Consider the following 16,601-nt stretch of genomic DNA (forward strand, 5'->3'; position numbering starts at 1 on the left):
CCGATTTAGGGGAGGCTCAACTCTGGATTGCTTCGCTGCGCTCGCAATGACGGGGAGGCAACAGCTACGCCGCCGCCACCGTCAGATTCGCGCCGTCCACTTGCACCACCTTCACACGCGTGCCTGCCGGCGTATCGGGGCCTGCGACGCGCCAGACGGTGTCGCCAATGCGCATGGTGCCGTTGCCGTCGACGATCGGCTTCTCCAGCGTGAACTCGCGGCCCAAGAGCGCCTCGGAGCGCTTGTTGAGGAAGGGGCTGGCGGCAATTGCATCCGGCTTCGGCCGGGCGAGGCGGCGCCATACCGGCACGGCGGCGGCGGCGAAGATCGCGAACATCACGAGCTGGATCTGCCAGGATATCGCTACTCCGAACGAGATCAGCCCGACCAGCAGCGCGGCGAGTCCGAGCCAGAACAGGAAGACTCCCGGCGCCAGCACCTCCAGCGCCATCAGGATGAAGCCGAAGATCAGCCAGTTCCAGGTGCCGAGCGATACGAACATGTCGGTCATGACACGACCTCTTTGAAATGACGCATGCCCTTATCGGAAAACCGGTGTCCACTTTTCCGGGGCATGCGCTTTACCCCTGACGCGGCGGCACCGCGGGTGGCGTGCTGCCGGTCGTCGGCACCGAGCCGCGGCGGGCGGCAGCGGCCGCGGACGCCGCGCTTTCACCGAACGTTGCCTTTGCAATCTCGCCGATGCCGGCGAGCGAGCCCAGCATGCTCATGGCTTCGACCGGAAGCATGATGACCTTCTGGTTCGGCGATTCAGCCAGTTGCCCGAACGCCTTGATATACTTGTCGGCGATAAAATAGTTCAGCGCCGCGACGTCGCCCTTGGCGATGGCTTCACTGACCATCTGCGTCGCCTTGGCCTCAGCTTCCGCCGACCGCTCGCGTGCTTCGGCGTCGCGGAAGGCGGCCTCGCGGCGACCTTCTGCCTGGAGAATTTGGCCCTGCTTGGCACCCTCGGCGCGCAGGATCTCGGACTGGCGTGCACCTTCAGCCTGAAGGATGTCGGCGCGTTTGACGCGCTCGGCCTTCATCTGTCGGCCCATGGCTTCGACGAGGTCCGCCGGCGGCACGATGTCCTTGATCTCGATACGATTGACCTTAAGGCCCCAGGGCGAGACGGCGGCATCGACCACACGCAGCAGGCGCTCGTTGATTTCGTCGCGATGCGACAACACCTGGTCGAGATCCATCGACCCCATCACCGAACGGATGTTAGTCATGGTCAGCACGGTGACGGCTTGGGTCAGGTTTGAGACCTCGTAGCTCGCCTTGGCGGCGTCGAACACCTGAAAGAAGGCGACGCCGTCGACCGTCACGGTGGCGTTGTCCTTGGTGATCACCTCTTGCTCGGGAATGTCGATCACCTGCTCCATCATGTTGATCTTGCGTCCGACGCGATCGAAATAGGGCACGATCAGATTGAGCCCGGGGCTCAGCGTCTGGGTGTATTTGCCGAACCGCTCGATGGTCCAGTCATAGCCCTGCGGCACCGTCTTTACGCCGGCCACCAGCGTGACGATGACGAGCAAAACCAGGACAATCGCGAAAATGTCGAAACCGCTCATATTTCCTCCAAGGCGGAAAAGATTGTCGGAAAAGGCCCTTTTCCGCGCTGTCATTGGTCGGGATCACGACCCCAAGGGTTCAGTAAAGCGTATCCAGTGTTCAGCGGTCGTAGATGATTTCGGCATCGGCAGGATTCTACACAAGACGCCGGGAGAGGGAATGGTCGCGATTATGTATTTGCGAGGCGCTCTTGAAAGCGTGCAGGCACGGACCTAGCGACGACGTTAACGAATCCGGCCATGCCGGCGGTCGCAGCCAAATCCTACTCGATGACTTCGTTCGCGGTTGCGAGCAGGCTTGGCGAAAGCGTGACGCCGATCGCCCTGGCCGTCTTCAAGTTGATCGCCAGCTCGAACGTGGTTGGATTTTGGACCGGCAGGTCGGCCGCCCGCGCCCCCTTCAGGATGCGATCGATATAGGAGGCGGCGCGGCGGAGCTGCTCGGCGCTGTCGGTGCTGTAGGACATCAAGCCACCCTCGTCGACGAAGGTACGGCTCCAGAACACCGCCGGCACGCGCGCTTCATTGATGGCCGCCAGCAGAAGCGCACGGTTGGACAGGGTGAAGAAGTCCGGCAGCACCAGCAGGCCGCCGTCGTTCCGCGAAGCCAGGGCGACGATCGAGACCGTGTCATGGATCGGCGCCGGCTCCACCGTCACATCGAGCGCGCGGCCAGCGTCCTCGATCGTACCCAGCATCAGCGGCGCGAACGGCGCGGTGGCGGGATTGTAGACCACGAAGACACGGGACGGTCTTGGCACGACCTGCGTCAGCATCTCGAGCCATTTTCCGGCCAGCGGGCCGTCGTAATCGGTGAAGCCGGTGACATTGCCGCCGGGATGGGCGAGATTCTGGACAAAGCCCTGGCTGACCGGATCGGTGACGACGGCGAAAACGATCGGGATCGTCGTCGTGCGCCGGCGCAGCTCCTCGAGCGAGGGCGTACCGACCGCAAGCAGGATGTCGGGCTTGAGCGCCACGAGTTCGTCAGCGAATTGCGCGATCCGTGCGCGGTCGCCGCCGCCGTTGCGCCAATCGGTCTTGAGGTTGTCGCGCTCCTTCCAGCCATGGCCGGCAAGCGCCTGGACCAGGACCGCGCTACGCGTCTGCCCGATCGCATCGTCGGCCGCCGTGACCGAGAGCACGCCGAGCCGGCGCGTCGGCTGCTGCGCCAGCACTGAGGCCGGCAGCGCAGCGGCCACCCCAAGAAGCGCCAGAACCTCGCGGCGGTTCATGGGGCGCTCCTCGGATCCAGGCTCACTCTATCCAGCCCTGGAGTTCGCGCAGCACCAGCGTTCGGATCACATCCATGCCGGGGTTGCTGTCGTTGAGGCAGGGGATCGCGGAAAACTGCTCGCCACCATTGTGCTCGAAGATCTCGGCATTCTCCTGCGCGATCTCCTCCAGCGTCTCGAGGCAGTCGGCGGAAAAACCCGGCGTGATCACCGCGATGCGGCGCACGCCCTCTTTCGCCAGACGCTCCATGGTCTTGTCGGTGTAGGGCTGCAGCCACTCGTCGAATCCGAAGCGCGACTGGAAGGTCAGCAGCAACTTTGTCTCGTCCATCCCCAGCCGGCGGCGCAGCGCCTCCGTCGTGGCCACGCATTGGTCCTGATAGGGATCGCCCTTGTCGACATAGGCCTTCGGCATGCCGTGGAAGGAGGCGACGATCAGCTCCGGCTTGAACGGCAGGCTCGCCAGATGCGTCTCGACCGAGGTGGCGAGCGCCTCGATATAGGCTTCGTCCTCGTAATAAGGCGGCGTCACCCGCAGCGTCGGCTGCGCGCGCAGCCGCGCAAGCACGCGAAACACCTCGTCGCAGACGGTGGCCGACGTCGCAGCCGAATATTGCGGATAGAGGGGTACGGCAAGAATGCGATCGCAGCCCTTCGCAATCAGCGCATCGACGCCCGACTTGATCGAGGGGTTACCGTAGCGCATCGCCCATTCCACCGTCACCTGCTCGCGGTCCGACAGCATGGCTCCGAGCTTGTCGCTCTGCGAGCGCGTGATGGTCTTGAGCGGCGACTCGTTCTTCTCGGTGTTCCAGATCTTGAGATAGTCGCGCGCCTTGGCGCGGGGGCGGGTGCGCAGGATGATGCCGTTCAGCACCAGCTTCCAGATCAAGCCCTGATCCTCGATGACACGGGCGTCCGAGAGGAACTCCTTCAGATAGACCCGCACGCCGCGCGCGTCGGCGGTATCGGGCGTGCCGAGATTGACCAGGAGCACGCCGACGCGCGAGGGGGCGGGCTGCGTGGCCGGCATCGCGGTCTTGAGAGGGGCTAGGGTTGTCATGCCTCGTTGGGTCGCGCGTTGCCCCGAGCTTGTCAAGATCAGGCCGGTTTCGCTAGGGTCGCACCGAGGCGGGGGAGGAAAGATGACACTCGCGGAATGGTGCGTCTTCGGAGCATTGCTGCTCTATTTGGTGACGATCGTCTCGGTCAAATGGATCAGGTTTCGCGGGTTCGACAATTCACGCCCGCGCGATCCCGCCTTCTACGAAGACGCCATCGCGCAGCGCGCGCTCGGCGCGCACCAGAACGGCATCGAGACCTTTCCGTTCTTCGCCTTCGCCGTGCTGCTCGCCGAATACAGGGATTCGCCGCAGCGCCTGATCGACGAGCTCGCGGTACTGTTCCTGATCGTACGGATCGCCTACGTGCTGACCTATCTCGGCAACCGCCCGACGCTGCGCTCGATCCTCTGGAGCATCGGCTTTGCGATCAATCTCGGGATATTCTTCATGCCGGCGTTGAAGCAGTTTCTGCCGGTGTGACTCTTTTTCTTCCTTCTCCCCTTGTGGGAGAAGGTGGGGCGAAGCGCCGGATGAGGGGTTCTATCCGCGAACGCAGCTGCAAGAGGATCGCTCGCGGAGACAACCCCTCACCCGTCTCGCCGCTACGCGGCGAGCCACCCTCTCCCACAAGGGGCGAGGGAAAAACTCAAAAACACGTCGTCCGTTCGGCCGCGACGTAACCCAACAACAGGCCTGCGCCGAACAGCAGCACGAGGCCGGCGGCGGCGAATTCGATGCCGCGCATGAACAGTGCGCCGCTGCCGTCGCGTCCGGCGCTCAGGCGGGCGACGATGTCCTTGGCGGAGACGGCGACCACCGCAATGGCCGCGACCGTGATCGCGGTGCCGAGCCCCATCAGCAAGGTCGCGGCGATGCCGGCCCAGAACAGGCCCTGGGCCAGCGCGAACACCAGCACCAGGATCGCGCCCGAACAGGGACGGATGCCGACGGTCAGGATCGCGGCAAAGCCGCGCCCCCAGCCACCGGGGCCGGCGAGCTCGCTCGGGGTGGGGCCGTGGGAATGGCCGCAATGCTCGTCATGGACGTGGTTATGCTGGTGGTGATGATGGGCGTGCGCATGGTGATGGTCGTGATCATGGTCATGCGGCACGCCCGCGATCGCCGGCACCGGTTGAACCGCCTGCAGCGCACGGATGAAAGTGCGGCCCTTGACCCAGACCAGGCGCAGACCGAACAGCGCGATCAACGCGTAGCTCGCGATCTCGATCACGCCCTCCGCCTTGCACATGGTCTTGGCGGTCGCATTCAGCACCCAGGCCGAGATGCCGACGATCAGGATCGCCACCAGCGACTGCATCAACGCCGAGGCAAACGACAGCGCGATGCCCCGCCGGGCGGTCTCGCGATTGGCGACGAGATAGGAGGCGATCACCGCCTTGCCGTGGCCCGGGCCGGCCGCGTGGAAAATGCCATAGGCAAAGGAAATGAACAGCAGCGTCCACACCGCGGAGCCATCGGACTTCGCGGCGCGGATGGTCGCCGACATCTGCCGATAGAATTCCGACTGTTTTGCCAACAGCCAGCCGATCAAGCCGCCGGCCTCGGGCTGGGCAGCTTGTGGCGAACGCGGCGCGCCGAACGGGTTCTGCGCGAGGAGATCGTGGAGCGCCGCATCGGTCACGCCCACGACGAGAAGAACGCCGGCGCAGACAGCGAGCCCGCGTGCCATGGGCGTGAGTTGCCGCTTCACGGGCAATCCACCGTGATCTTGTTGGCGAACATCATGCCGAAATTGGAATTCTCGCCGTTCATGAAGGTCTGCTCGTTGAGCTTCTGCGCACTCGCGGTGCCGTCGCTCGGCCGCTCCAGCTTCATCTGGCAGCCGGCGGGCGCGCCGACCAGCTTGACCGGATTGTCCTTGGCCATCTGGAAGTCGATGAAGAAGGAGCGGTCGAACACTTCGAGCATCAATTGCTTGGGCTTGACCGGGTTCTTCAGCGGCAGCGTGAAGTGCAGGGTCAGCACGCTATCCTTGTAGTCGAGGAAATAGTCGACCGGCTCCTGGAATCGCTCCTTCTTGCCGTCGGCTCGCGCGAAGGTGAAGTAGGCATATTCCTTCAGCGACTCGACATTGGTCTGCGCCAGCGGCCCCAGCTCCTCGCGGGTGTAGGCGCCCTTGGTCTTGCTCTCGAGCCCCTGCACCGCATAGGCCGAGAACATGTCGTCAAACGTCCAGGCGTGGCGCACGCCGGTGATGCTGCCGTCCGCGGCATAGAGCAACTCGCTGGTCGCAGTGATCCAGACATGCGGATGCGCCCGCGCCGCGCCTGCCGCGAGCGACAGGGCGACACCGAGCAGCAGCCCCAACAGGGCCCGCATGCCCATCAGGCCGCCTTCGGAGCGTCGAGCAGGCCGCGGCGACGCAAGAGCGCGTCGGGCTCCGGCGGGCGGCCGCGGAAGGCCTCATAGGCGGCTTCCGGATCGACCGATCCGCCGCTCGAGTAGATGTCATCGTGCAGGCGTTTTGCGACGGCGGGATCGAAGATGTCGCCGGCTTCCTCGAACGCGCCGAAGGCGTCGGCATCCATCACCTCCGACCACATGTAGCTGTAATAGCCGGCGGCATAGTGATCGCCGGTGAAGATGTGACCGAATTGCGTGGGACGGTGACGCAGCGAGATCTCCTCGGGCATGCCGATCTTTTCCAGCTCGCGTCTCTCGAAGGCGCGGACATCCTGCGCGGCGGAGGCCGGCTGGGTGTGGAATTCGAGATCGATCAGCGCCGAGGAGACGAACTCGACGGTGGCAAAACCCTGGTTGAATTTTCGCGCGGCCAGGAACCGTTGCAGCAGATCGTCCGGCAGCGGCTCGCCGGTCTGGTAGTGGCGGGCGAATTGCTGCAGCACCTCGGGCCGCTCCTGCCAGTGCTCGTAGAGCTGCGACGGCAACTCGACGAAATCGGTGAACACGGAGGTGCCCGACAGCGACGGATAGGTCACGTTGGAGAGCATGCCGTGCAGGCCGTGGCCGAACTCGTGGAACAGGGTGCGGGCGTCGTCCGGCGACAGCAGCGAGGGTTCCCCATCCGCGCCCTTTGAGAAGTTGCAGATGTTGAGGATCAGGGGTGCGACCTCGCCGTCGAGCTTCTGCTGGTCGCGCAGCGAGGTCATCCAGGCGCCGGAGCGCTTCGACGGCCGGGCGAAGTAGTCGCCATAGAACAGCGCCTTGTGCTTGCCGTCCTGCCCCTTTATCTCCCAAACCCGGACGTCCGGATGCCAGACCGGCACGTTCTTGCGCTCCTCGAAGGTGACGCCGAACAGGCGCGTGGCACAGTCGAAGGCGGCGGCGATCATGTGATCGAGCGCCAGATACGGCTTGATCGCGGCGTCGTCGAAATTGGCGCGCTGAAGGCGGAGCTTTTCGGCATAGAAGCGCCAGTCCCAGGGGGCGAGCTTGAAATTGCCACCCTCCTCCGTGATCAGCGCCTGCATGTCGTCGCGATCGGCGAGCGCCCGCGCCCGCGCCGGCTTCCAGACCCGCTCCAGAAGGCCGCGCACGGCTTCCGGCGTCTTGGCCATGGAATCCTCGAGCCGGTACGCCGCGAAGGTCGGGTAGCCCAGGAGATTGGCGCTTTCCTCGCGCAGCTTCAGGACCTCGACGATGGTCGCGTTGTTGTCGTTGGCGTTGCCGTTGTCGCCCCGCGCGGTGAAGGCCTTGTAGACCTTCTCGCGCAGGTCACGCCGGGCCGAGCTCTTCAGGAACTGTTCGACCGAGGAGCGCGACAGGGTGACGATGGCCTTGCCGGCCATGCCGCGTTCTTCCGCCGCAGCCTTGGCACTGGCGACAAAACTCTCCGGCAGGCCCTGGCGGTCGGCTTCGCCGAGCTCCATGAACCATTCCTGCTCGTCGCCGAGCAGATGATGACTGAAGCTGGTGCCGAGCTGGGCGAGTCTCTCGTTGATCTCCGCCATCCGCGTCTTGGCCTCTTCGGAGAGGCCGGCGCCGGAACGGTGGAAGCGGGTGTAGGTACGCTCGAGCAGGCGGAGCTGTTCCGGTGTCAGACCGAGATTGGCGCGGTTCTCGTGCAGCTGGGCGATGCGGCCAAACAGCACGGCGTTCATCATGATGGGATTCCAGTGCCGCGCCATCCGCAAGGAAACCTCCTTGTCGATCTCCAGGATGGCCGGGTTGGAATGCGCCGAGACGAGGTCGTAAAAGACTGACGCAACCTTGCTGAGCAGCTTGCCCGAGCGCTCCAGCGCCGTGATGGTGTTGGCGAAGTCGGGCGCAGTCGGGTCGTTGGTGATCGCAGCGATCTCGGCGGAGTGGTCCGCGAAGGCCTGCTCGAAGGCCGGGAGGAAGTGCTCCGGCCTGATCTCGTCGAAGGGCGGGGTCGCAAATGGCGTCACCCAGGCCTTCAGCAGCGGGTTGGTCTCGGAGTCCGTAGTTTGGCGGGTTTCTGACATTACAAGTCCCGATTTGTGGCTCGATTGTTGCGGCCAGCTATAGCACGCGATGGGGCTTTTTTGGGCCATTTGCCCTTGCTCCCGGCTGCCTTTTCGGGGAGATTGCGGCCCTTCAAAGCCTAGGACCCCTGAGCTCATGAACGCGACTTCCTCGTCTTCCCGTCGGATCGTCTGGCCGAGCGTCATCACCGTCATCAGCGCCGCCATCCTGATCGGCGCCGAGGTGTTCGGCGCGGCGTTTGCCGGCGGCTGGGCGCTCGCGATCCTGTTCGGGCTGGGCGAGCAGGGCACGCACATCCTTCAGGCCGCGCTGTTCGCGCTCGGCGTGCTCGTCATGACTGCCTTCATCCGCGCCGCTCAGCGCGTCGAGCCGTTCACGAAGCGCGGCTGAAGCGCGCACGCGCGCGAGTGACGCGCGCCGCACAGAAAACTTAACGCGCGTTCATCTTCCGCGTCGCTCGCGCAACACTGCGCAAGCAGATGTTAGGCAATTCTGTTCGCAGCCTAAAAAATCTCTTGCGAAGCAGAGTCAAAACACTTATGTGCGGATTGCCCAATTTCGCACGTGCCTGTGGTCGTGTGTCAGTCGGTAGGTATCCGGACAAGAGGCCGGACAGCCGCCAAGGGGCGAAGAAGCCGAGGGGCTCTTCGGAAGTGTGGAAGTCGGAAGGCTCATAGCCGGAAGACGAAAGCAAACCCGGAGCGTCCAGCATCTCTCTCAAAGAGATGCCTTGTCGAAGGTGACTTTGCTCTTTGCAACCGTGACTGGCAGCCGGAGGCGAACCGGCGCACCCCGCTCTCAACGGGGGACGCGACTTAAAGCAACGACGGATCGGGCTTTTTTGGTCTCTACCGGCAGTCCAACGCCGGCGCGGGCTACTGAAAAGGCTTGTCCTTCATTGCCAGGTGTGCGGGCGGGAACATTCCCAACCAATCCACGGCAGCACAGTCTGATCTGAGTCTTTGGCTCGTCGCGCCTCCATCGCGCGATCTGGCCGGAGCGCTCTTATCCGACGTCATTTTTTGAACGGATCCCCGTCGCTGGGCCGTTTGGGAGAGTGCTATGACCGACCGTATCCAGGAATTCCTGCGCAACCGCCGCAGCGAGGGCCTCGACACCGAACCGTGCCTCGTCGTCGACCTCGAAGTCGTGCGCGACAATTACCAGACCTTTGCCAAGGCGCTGCCCGACAGCCGCGTGTTCTATGCGGTCAAGGCGAACCCGGCGCCGGAAGTGCTGGCTTTGCTCGCCTCCATGGGCTCCTGCTTCGACACCGCCACGGTCGCCGAGATCGAGATGGCGTTGGCCGCCGGTGCGACGCCCGACCGCATCTCCTTCGGCAACACGATCAAGAAGGAGCGCGACATCGCGCGTGCCTTCGCGCTCGGCATTCGGCTGTTCGCGGTCGATTGCGCCGCCGAAGTCGAGAAGGTCGCCCGTGCCGCTCCCGGCGCAAAGGTGTTCTGCCGCATCCTCTATGACTGCGCCGGCGCCGAATGGCCGCTGTCGCGCAAGTTCGGCTGCGACCCGGAGATGGCCGTCGACGTGCTCGACGTTGCCAAGCGTCTGGGCCTGGAGCCGTGCGGCATCTCCTTCCATGTCGGGTCGCAGCAGCGCAAGGTGAAGGCGTGGGACCGTGCGCTGGCGATGGCCTCGCAGGTGTTCCGCGACTGCGCGGAGCGCGGTATCAACCTGACCATGGTCAACATGGGCGGCGGTTTCCCGACCAAGTACCTGAAGGACGTGCCGCCGGTGGTCACCTACGGGCGCTCGATCTTCCGCGCGCTGCGCAAGCACTTCGGCAACCAGATTCCGGAGACCATCATCGAGCCGGGCCGCGGCATGGTGGGCAACGCCGGCATCATCGAGTCCGAGGTCGTGCTCATCTCCAAGAAGAGCGACGAGGACGAGGTGCGCTGGGTCTATCTGGACATCGGCAAGTTCGGCGGTCTCGCCGAGACCATGGACGAGTCGATCCGTTACGCCATCCGCACCCCGCATGACGGTGCGGACATGACACCGTGCGTGCTCGCTGGGCCAACCTGCGACAGCGCCGACGTGCTGTACGAGAAGAACCCGTATCCGCTTCCGGTGACGCTCGAGATCGGCGACAAGCTGCTGATCGAAGGCACCGGGGCCTATACGTCGACCTACTCGGCGGTGGCGTTCAACGGCATCCCGCCGCTGAAGACCTACCATATCTGATCGCCTCTCTTTCCGAGGCCTGACGAACCCGGGAGCCGGCTTGCCGGCTCCTCCCTGACATTTCGATCTGACGACGCCTTGGACCGGCGTGCTTTGCGCACGTCGGTTTCAAGCGGGGACTGACGCGCCATGACTGCTCTTCGGAAGACACAGGTTGACTCCACCTCGAAAGCCGCTCCGTTCGCGATCCGTGCGGAGCGTGCTGGCGACGTTGCGATGCGTGAAGCGCTGCTCGATGCGTCCTTTGGCGATAACCGCCATGGCCGCACCTGCCAGCGCCTGCGCGACGGACGCGCACCCGCAGCCGGCCTTGCGCTGGCCGCGATGCGCGAGGGGAAGCTCGTGGGAACCGTGCGGCTGTGGCACGTCAGCGCCGGAGGCAGGCCCGCTCTGGTCCTCGGACCGCTGGCGGTGGACCCTGCTTGCCGCGAGCTCGGGATCGGCGCCGCGCTGATGCAACAAGCGCTGGCTGCCGCCCGGGCGCGCGGGCATGCCGCCGTGATCCTGCTTGGCGATGCCCCTTATTACGCCCGCTTCGGCTTCTCAGCCGCCAACACCGGCGAGCTGTCGCTGCCCGGTCCGTTCGAGCGCGACCGCCTGCTGGCGATCGAATTCGAAGCGGGTGCGCTGGATGGCGCCGCCGGGATGATCGTCCCGACTGGCGCGGCCCTACCCAAACGGAGGCTAGTTCGCGGCCTCGAGGCGCGCGCGGCGTAAGGGATTGCCATGATCGCGATGACCAAAGCCGCGGCGAGCGGAGATGCTCGCGCGACCCTTTGCTTTAGGGTTGCGCGGGCCTGAGAAACGCCCTTTAACCCGCCAAACGCCCCCTTCAGTCGAGGCCCAAGACCATGTCCCGTCGCCTGATCTCCACCGGCTCTCCGCTTGAGAAGACCGTCGGCTACAGCCGCGCCGTGATCGACGGCGAGTTCGCCTTCGTCGCGGGCACCACCGGCTATGACTACACGACGATGGCCATGCCGGCCGATGTCACGAGCCAGTCACGCAACTGCTTCAAGACCATCGAAGCCGCCCTGCAGGAGGGCGGATTCGAGATGGCCGATATCGTCCGCGCGACCTATTACGTCACCGACGCTAGCTATATCGATGCCCATTTCGCCGTCTGCGGCGAGGTTCTCGGTGACATCAGGCCGGCCGCGACCTTGGTGGTCGTCAGCGGCCTCGCCAAGCCCGAGATGAAGGTCGAGATCGAAGTCACCGCCAAGCGCCGTAGCGCTTGATCCACCCACCCTTTGTCCGCCAGCACGTTCCGGAGAAACCATCCCATGAGCCCCGCCTCGCAGATCTACGCGAAGATCACTGGTCCCATCATCATGGTCGGCTTCGGCTCCATCGGGAAAGGCACGTTGCCGCTGATCGAGCGGCATCTCGATTACGACAAGTCGCGCGTCACCGTGATCGATCCCAAGGACGAGGGCCGCAAGGCGCATTGCGAGAAGCACAATGTGCGTTTCATCCAGAAGGCCGTGACCAGGGACAATTATCGCGAGTTGCTGACCCCGCTGCTCACTGAGGGCGGCGGCCAGGGCTTTTGCGTCAATCTCTCGGTCGATACCGGTTCCACCGACATCATGGAGCTCTGCAACGAGCTCGGCGCTCTCTATATCGACACCGTCAACGAGCCCTGGCTCGGCTTCTATTTCGACTCCTCGAAAGGCCCGGAAGCGCGCTCCAATTACGCCCTTCGCGAAGCGACGCTGGCTGCCAAGAAGGCGCGCCCTGCAGGCTCGACGACGGCGGTCTCCTGCTGTGGCGCCAATCCCGGCATGGTCTCGTTTTTCGTGAAGCAGGCGCTGCTCAATGTCGCCGCCGATCTGAAGCTCAATGCCCCCAAGCCGAAAACCAAAGCCGAATGGGCGGACTTGATGCGACAGGCCGGCATCAAGGGCATCCACATCGCTGAACGCGACACCCAGCGCTCCAAGAAGCCGAAAGAGCCGGATGTCTTCGTCAACACCTGGTCGGTGGAAGGTTTTCTGTCGGAAGGCGTGCAGCCATCAGAACTCGGCTGGGGCACCCATGAAAAATGGATGCCCGAAAATGCGCGGACTCACGAAGCCGGCTGTGGCGCTGCCATCTATCTGATGCAGCCCGGCGCCAACACGCGCGTGCGCACCTGGTGCCCGACCCGCGGCGCGCAGTATGGCTTCCTCGTCACCCACAACGAGTCGATCTCGATCGCCGACTATTTCACCGTGCGCGACGCATCGGGGACGGCGGTGTACCGTCCGACCTGCCACTATGCCTATCATCCGGCTGACGACGCCGTGCTGTCACTGCATGAAATGTTCGGCCGCGCCGCGAAGATGCAGGAGAAGCACCACATCCTCGACGAGAACGAGATCGTCGACGGTATCGACGAACTCGGCGTGCTGCTGTTCGGCCATGACAACAATGCCTATTGGTACGGCTCGCAGCTCTCCATCGAAGAGACCCGCAAGCTCGCGCCCTACCAGAACGCCACTGGCCTGCAAGTGACCTCCGCCGTGCTCGGCGGCATGGTGTGGGCGCTCGAAAACCCGAAGGAAGGCATCGTCGAAGCCGACGAGATGGATTTCGATCGCCTGCTGGAAATTCAGCTGCCGTATCTCGGCCCGGTGAAGGGGTTTTATACCGACTGGACGCCGCTGACGGATCGTCCGGGACTGTTTCCGGAGGATATCGATACGTCAGATCCGTGGCAGTTCCGGAACGTTCTGGTGCGGTGAGAGCCGTCACCCAACTCTCCGCTCGTCATTCCGAGGCGCGCCACTTGGCGCGAGCCCGGAATGACAGGGGAGCCTACTTCCTCTCAATCGGCGGCGCGATCTTCTCGGCTGGCGCTGGCGGCAATGCTGGTTTAGCCGCACCGGCAGCCCCTTGCGTCTGTGGGTCGGGTCGCGCCGGCTCTGGGGCGGGCGTGGTCGGCCGGTCGCCGCCGGGCTTGGCTTCCGCGGGCTTGTTCTGATCGTCGGACGGCGTGCCCTGAAGGGGTTGCGTCGCCTGGGCCGTCTGCATCCGGGTCTCGGCGCGGATTTGCGCCAGCGACATGCCTGACACCACGACGCCTGCCGCGAACAGCGAGCAGGCAACCATCAGGTCGAGCTTCAGTCTGCGCTTGTCATATTGGCCGGGCATGTCGATCACCGCCTTTGTCCAGGGGATCAACGAAATCGCCGGTCTGCGGTTCCCTGCCCGTGACGGCCGGAACTCGACGCCTGCGCGCTCAATCCGTGGTGCTGACTTCCCAGGTGGCGTGGCGGACGCCGGGCAGGTGCTGGAGATCGGTCGCCACCGCATTCAGCTCGTTCGGATCGACGGCGCTCGCGACCAGCTTTGCCACGATCTCGATCAGATCGTCCCCAGTCTCGACCATTTCGATATCGGCCACCAGATATTTTGCGCCCTCGAGCTTCTCGACCAGGCGGTCGCGCATGTCGGGCAAGGCGTCCGGTGCGACCGCGAGTTTGAAGTAATAGGTCGCCTCGGAGGTCTTCTCGTTCAGCGGAATGCGGTTGATGGCGTTGACCAATGGCCGCAACATGGTGTTGCCGGCAATCACGAACACCGTCAGCGCCGCCGCCTGGGCAATCATGTCGGCGCCCGCGCAGGAGCCGACCGCGGCCGAAGCCCATAGCGTCGCCGCGGTATTGAGCCCGCGCACGTCCATCCCCTGCTTCATGATGACGCCGGCGCCGAGAAAGCCGATGCCCGAGACGACGTAGGAGATCACCCGCACCGCGCCGTCGGCGCCGGTCAGGTGCATGGCGAGATCGACGAAAGCGGCGGCGCCGACCGCGACCAGCACGTTCGTACGCAGGCCCGCGGTGCGCTGGCGGTACTGCCGCTCGGCACCGATCAGCGTGCCCAGCACGAAGGCCGTGAACAGACTGACCAGCGTGTCCGCAAAGTCAGCGATCTGGAAGGTCGTCAGAAACCGCATGGCCCCATCTACGGCCGGAACAATGACAGATCAAAGCTCCAGCAGCCCGCCATCCCCATTTTCGTCGGCGAACGCCAGCAGCGTCCCCTTGGCGTTCCAGGCGAGCGCGGCCACCGGCGGCGTGCCATTGCGGCGGACAAGGATCTCGGCGCCGTCCTCCAGACGCACCATCAGCACGGTGCCGTCGCTATAGCCGGCGGCGAAGATGTCGTTCCTGGGATGGCATGCGACGACCGACACGCGCGCCTGGAGCGGCGCGAGCATCGCGGGCTCCTTGCCCATCGGGCCGTCCTTGCTGGCAAACGGCCACAGGATCACCGTGTCGGCGCCCGAGGTCGCCAGCGCCTTGCCGCCCGCGCTCCACGACATCGAGCGGACGCGGCCGGGATAGCCGGTCATACGCATGTGCCTGTTGTCGGCAAGCCGCCACCCGTGCAGCGCGGATTCGTGCATCGTGGTGACCAGGAATTTGTTGTCCGGGCTGAAGGTGACGCCGAGATGCGAGCCAGCCCAGGGCAGGAATTCGGCCGATCCCGCCATGTTGGGAAACCACAGCGTCGCGCCGTTGTAATGGGCGATCGCGAGACGCTGGCCCTTCGGCGCAAACGCGAGGCCGCCAACGGTTGAGGGCACCTCAAGCGACTTCTCCTCGCTCTTGCCGCTCTTGAAGAAAGCGGTCTTGCCGGCCGACCAGGCGTAGGCACCGTCCGGATGCAGCGCCACCGCATCGATCCAGCGCCGCTTCGGGTCGGTCGCAAGCAGCGTCACTTCGCCCTTGGCGTCGAGCGACACGACTTTTCCATCGTCGCCGCCCATCACGAGGCGCTTGCCGTCGGAGGCGGCGGAGAGAATGCCGCCGCTGTGCACCGCGACCTTGCTGATCTCGCCCTGGCCATCCACGAACGCGACAGTCTCCTCGCCGCCGACGAAGGCGGCGCGGGGCCCAAGGAAATGCACGGAGGTCACGACCATCCCGAGCGCGAGCGGCTTGACGCGCTCGGTGACGGAGACGATCGAGGCGGAATCGGCGGGCGGCGTAAACTCTTTCATCACGAGACGATGCAGCTCTCAAAACCCTGGCGAATGAGATCTTGCGGCAATTCGCGGCCGATGAAGACGAGGCGGCTCTCGCGCGGCTCGCCGTCCTTCCACTTCCGCTGGTGGTTGCCCTCCAGCATCATGTGGACGCCCTGGAAGACGTAACGGTCGTCGTCGTCGTGGAAGGCGAGGATGCCCTTGGAGCGCAGGATCTTGCCGCCCTCCACCTGCACCAGATTCTGGAGCCAGGGCATGAACACGTTGGGATCGAGCGGCTTGTCGGTCTTGAGCGACAGCGATTGCATATCCTCGTCGTGATAGTGCTTCAGGCCGTGGCCGTGATCATGATCGTGATGATGGTCGTGGCCGTGGTGATGATGATCATGGTCGTGGTCATGATCATCGGCATTCAGGAAGTCCGGCTCGATGTCGAGGATGCGATCGAGGTCGAAGGCGCCGCGGTCGAGCACGTCGGCCAAAGCCACCGAGCAGCGCTCGGTGCGGTGCAGCTTCGCATAGGGGTTGATGGCACGGATGCGGGCCTCGACCTCGGCAAGCTCGCCCTTGGTGACGAGATCGGTCTTGTTCAGCACGATGACGTCGGCAAAGGCGATCTGGTTCTTGGCCTCGGGCGCGTCCTTGAGACGGTCGGACAGCCATTTTGCGTCCGCAACCGTGACCACCGCATCGAGACGCGCGTTCTTCTGCACGTCCTCGTCGACGAAGAAGGTCTGGGCCACCGGTGCCGGATCGGCAAGACCGGTGGTCTCGACGATGATGGCGTCGAACTTGCCCTTGCGCTTCATCAGGCCTTCCATGATGCGCACGAGATCGCCACGCACGGTGCAGCAGATGCAGCCGTTGTTCATCTCGAACACTTCCTCATCGGCGCCGATGATGAGGTCGTTGTCGATGCCGATCTCGCCGAATTCGTTGACGATGACGGCGTACTTCTTGCCGTGGTTTTCCGACAGGATGCGGTTCAACAGCGTGGTCTTGCCGGCACCGAGATAGCCGGTCAGGACGGTCACGGGAATTTTTGGGGCGGTCGCTTCAGACATAACAACTCCGGACTTCGGGCTTTTCGCGCGACGCGAGGCGGGGT

At 64.4% G+C, this 16,601-nt stretch carries 17 protein-coding genes; 6 read left to right on the plus strand and 11 right to left on the minus strand.

Annotated elements, in window-relative coordinates; all coding sequences use genetic code 11:
* Positions 1 to 64 precede the first annotated feature (64 nt).
* From FXB41_RS05465 to hemH, 4 genes are all read right to left on the minus strand, one after another.
* Positions 65 to 511, minus strand: coding sequence for an NfeD family protein (locus FXB41_RS05465; protein ID WP_219680332.1), 447 nt, complete (start codon positions 509 to 511; stop codon positions 65 to 67).
* A gap of 70 nt (positions 512 to 581) precedes the next feature.
* Positions 582 to 1,583: an SPFH domain-containing protein gene (locus tag FXB41_RS05470; RefSeq protein WP_219680333.1), complete on the minus strand. Its 1,002-nt coding sequence runs from the start codon at positions 1,581 to 1,583 to the stop codon at positions 582 to 584.
* Positions 1,584 to 1,846: 263 nt separating this feature from the next.
* On the minus strand, positions 1,847 to 2,818 hold the full coding sequence (locus FXB41_RS05475) for an ABC transporter substrate-binding protein (RefSeq protein WP_219680336.1): 972 nt from the start codon (positions 2,816 to 2,818) through the stop codon (positions 1,847 to 1,849).
* A 22-nt stretch (positions 2,819 to 2,840) separates the two neighbouring features.
* Complete coding sequence (gene hemH, locus FXB41_RS05480) at positions 2,841 to 3,881, minus strand: ferrochelatase (RefSeq protein ID WP_219680338.1); 1,041 nt, start codon at positions 3,879 to 3,881, stop codon at positions 2,841 to 2,843.
* Positions 3,882 to 3,963: 82 nt separating this feature from the next.
* Between hemH and FXB41_RS05485 the strand changes: the two genes are divergently transcribed.
* Positions 3,964 to 4,362 carry an MAPEG family protein gene (locus FXB41_RS05485; RefSeq protein ID WP_219680341.1) on the plus strand — a complete coding sequence of 133 codons (399 nt, stop codon included), beginning with the start codon at positions 3,964 to 3,966 and terminating at the stop codon, positions 4,360 to 4,362.
* Between the two features lie 166 nt (positions 4,363 to 4,528).
* Here the strand turns inward: FXB41_RS05485 and FXB41_RS05490 are convergent, their stop codons facing one another.
* Genes FXB41_RS05490 through FXB41_RS05500 form a run of 3 tightly spaced genes read right to left on the minus strand, consistent with a single transcriptional unit; the run spans position 4,529 to position 8,309 of the window.
* Positions 4,529 to 5,593 carry a nickel/cobalt transporter gene (locus FXB41_RS05490; protein WP_219680343.1) on the minus strand — a complete coding sequence of 355 codons (1,065 nt, stop codon included), beginning with the start codon at positions 5,591 to 5,593 and terminating at the stop codon, positions 4,529 to 4,531.
* Entirely contained in the window at positions 5,590 to 6,228 is a 639-nt protein-coding gene (locus FXB41_RS05495) for a DUF1007 family protein (RefSeq protein ID WP_007597162.1), read from the minus strand. The genes FXB41_RS05490 and FXB41_RS05495 overlap by 4 nt, the downstream gene beginning before the upstream one ends.
* Positions 6,228 to 8,309: a M3 family metallopeptidase gene (locus FXB41_RS05500; protein WP_219680347.1), complete on the minus strand. Its 2,082-nt coding sequence runs from the start codon at positions 8,307 to 8,309 to the stop codon at positions 6,228 to 6,230. Before FXB41_RS05500 ends, FXB41_RS05495 begins: the two co-directional genes overlap by 1 nt.
* Positions 8,310 to 8,445: 136 nt before the next feature.
* Between FXB41_RS05500 and FXB41_RS05505 the strand changes: the two genes are divergently transcribed.
* The 5 genes from FXB41_RS05505 (at position 8,446) to FXB41_RS05525 (ending at position 13,244) form a co-directional block, all read left to right on the plus strand.
* Positions 8,446 to 8,700 carry a hypothetical protein gene (locus FXB41_RS05505; protein WP_007597166.1) on the plus strand — a complete coding sequence of 85 codons (255 nt, stop codon included), beginning with the start codon at positions 8,446 to 8,448 and terminating at the stop codon, positions 8,698 to 8,700.
* 672 nt (positions 8,701 to 9,372) lie between these two features.
* Entirely contained in the window at positions 9,373 to 10,515 is a 1,143-nt protein-coding gene (locus FXB41_RS05510; protein WP_018453321.1) for a type III PLP-dependent enzyme, read from the plus strand.
* 129 nt (positions 10,516 to 10,644) lie between these two features.
* Entirely contained in the window at positions 10,645 to 11,232 is a 588-nt protein-coding gene (locus tag FXB41_RS05515; protein WP_219680350.1) for a GNAT family N-acetyltransferase, read from the plus strand.
* A 134-nt stretch (positions 11,233 to 11,366) separates the two neighbouring features.
* Entirely contained in the window at positions 11,367 to 11,756 is a 390-nt protein-coding gene (locus tag FXB41_RS05520; protein WP_007597171.1) for a RidA family protein, read from the plus strand.
* 45 nt (positions 11,757 to 11,801) lie between these two features.
* Positions 11,802 to 13,244: a homospermidine synthase gene (locus FXB41_RS05525; RefSeq protein WP_219680352.1), complete on the plus strand. Its 1,443-nt coding sequence runs from the start codon at positions 11,802 to 11,804 to the stop codon at positions 13,242 to 13,244.
* Positions 13,245 to 13,317: 73 nt separating this feature from the next.
* Here FXB41_RS05525 and FXB41_RS05530 read toward each other — a convergent pair whose 3' ends face one another.
* From FXB41_RS05530 to FXB41_RS05545, 4 genes are all read right to left on the minus strand, one after another.
* Positions 13,318 to 13,653 (minus strand): hypothetical protein, encoded by a 336-nt coding sequence (locus FXB41_RS05530; protein WP_007597175.1) that lies wholly within the window; start codon positions 13,651 to 13,653, stop codon positions 13,318 to 13,320.
* An 88-nt stretch (positions 13,654 to 13,741) separates the two neighbouring features.
* A complete protein-coding gene (locus FXB41_RS05535) occupies positions 13,742 to 14,458 on the minus strand; it encodes an MgtC/SapB family protein (protein ID WP_219680356.1) in 717 nt (238 codons plus the stop codon).
* A 30-nt stretch (positions 14,459 to 14,488) separates the two neighbouring features.
* Positions 14,489 to 15,508 carry a WD40 repeat domain-containing protein gene (locus tag FXB41_RS05540; RefSeq protein ID WP_219680615.1) on the minus strand — a complete coding sequence of 340 codons (1,020 nt, stop codon included), beginning with the start codon at positions 15,506 to 15,508 and terminating at the stop codon, positions 14,489 to 14,491.
* Positions 15,508 to 16,557, minus strand: a complete 1,050-nt coding sequence (locus FXB41_RS05545; RefSeq protein ID WP_007597188.1) for a CobW family GTP-binding protein — start codon at positions 16,555 to 16,557, stop codon at positions 15,508 to 15,510. Before FXB41_RS05545 ends, FXB41_RS05540 begins: the two co-directional genes overlap by 1 nt.
* Positions 16,558 to 16,601: the final 44 nt, after the last annotated feature.

Source organism: Bradyrhizobium canariense (assembly GCF_019402665.1).
Classification (GTDB): domain Bacteria; phylum Pseudomonadota; class Alphaproteobacteria; order Rhizobiales; family Xanthobacteraceae; genus Bradyrhizobium; species Bradyrhizobium canariense.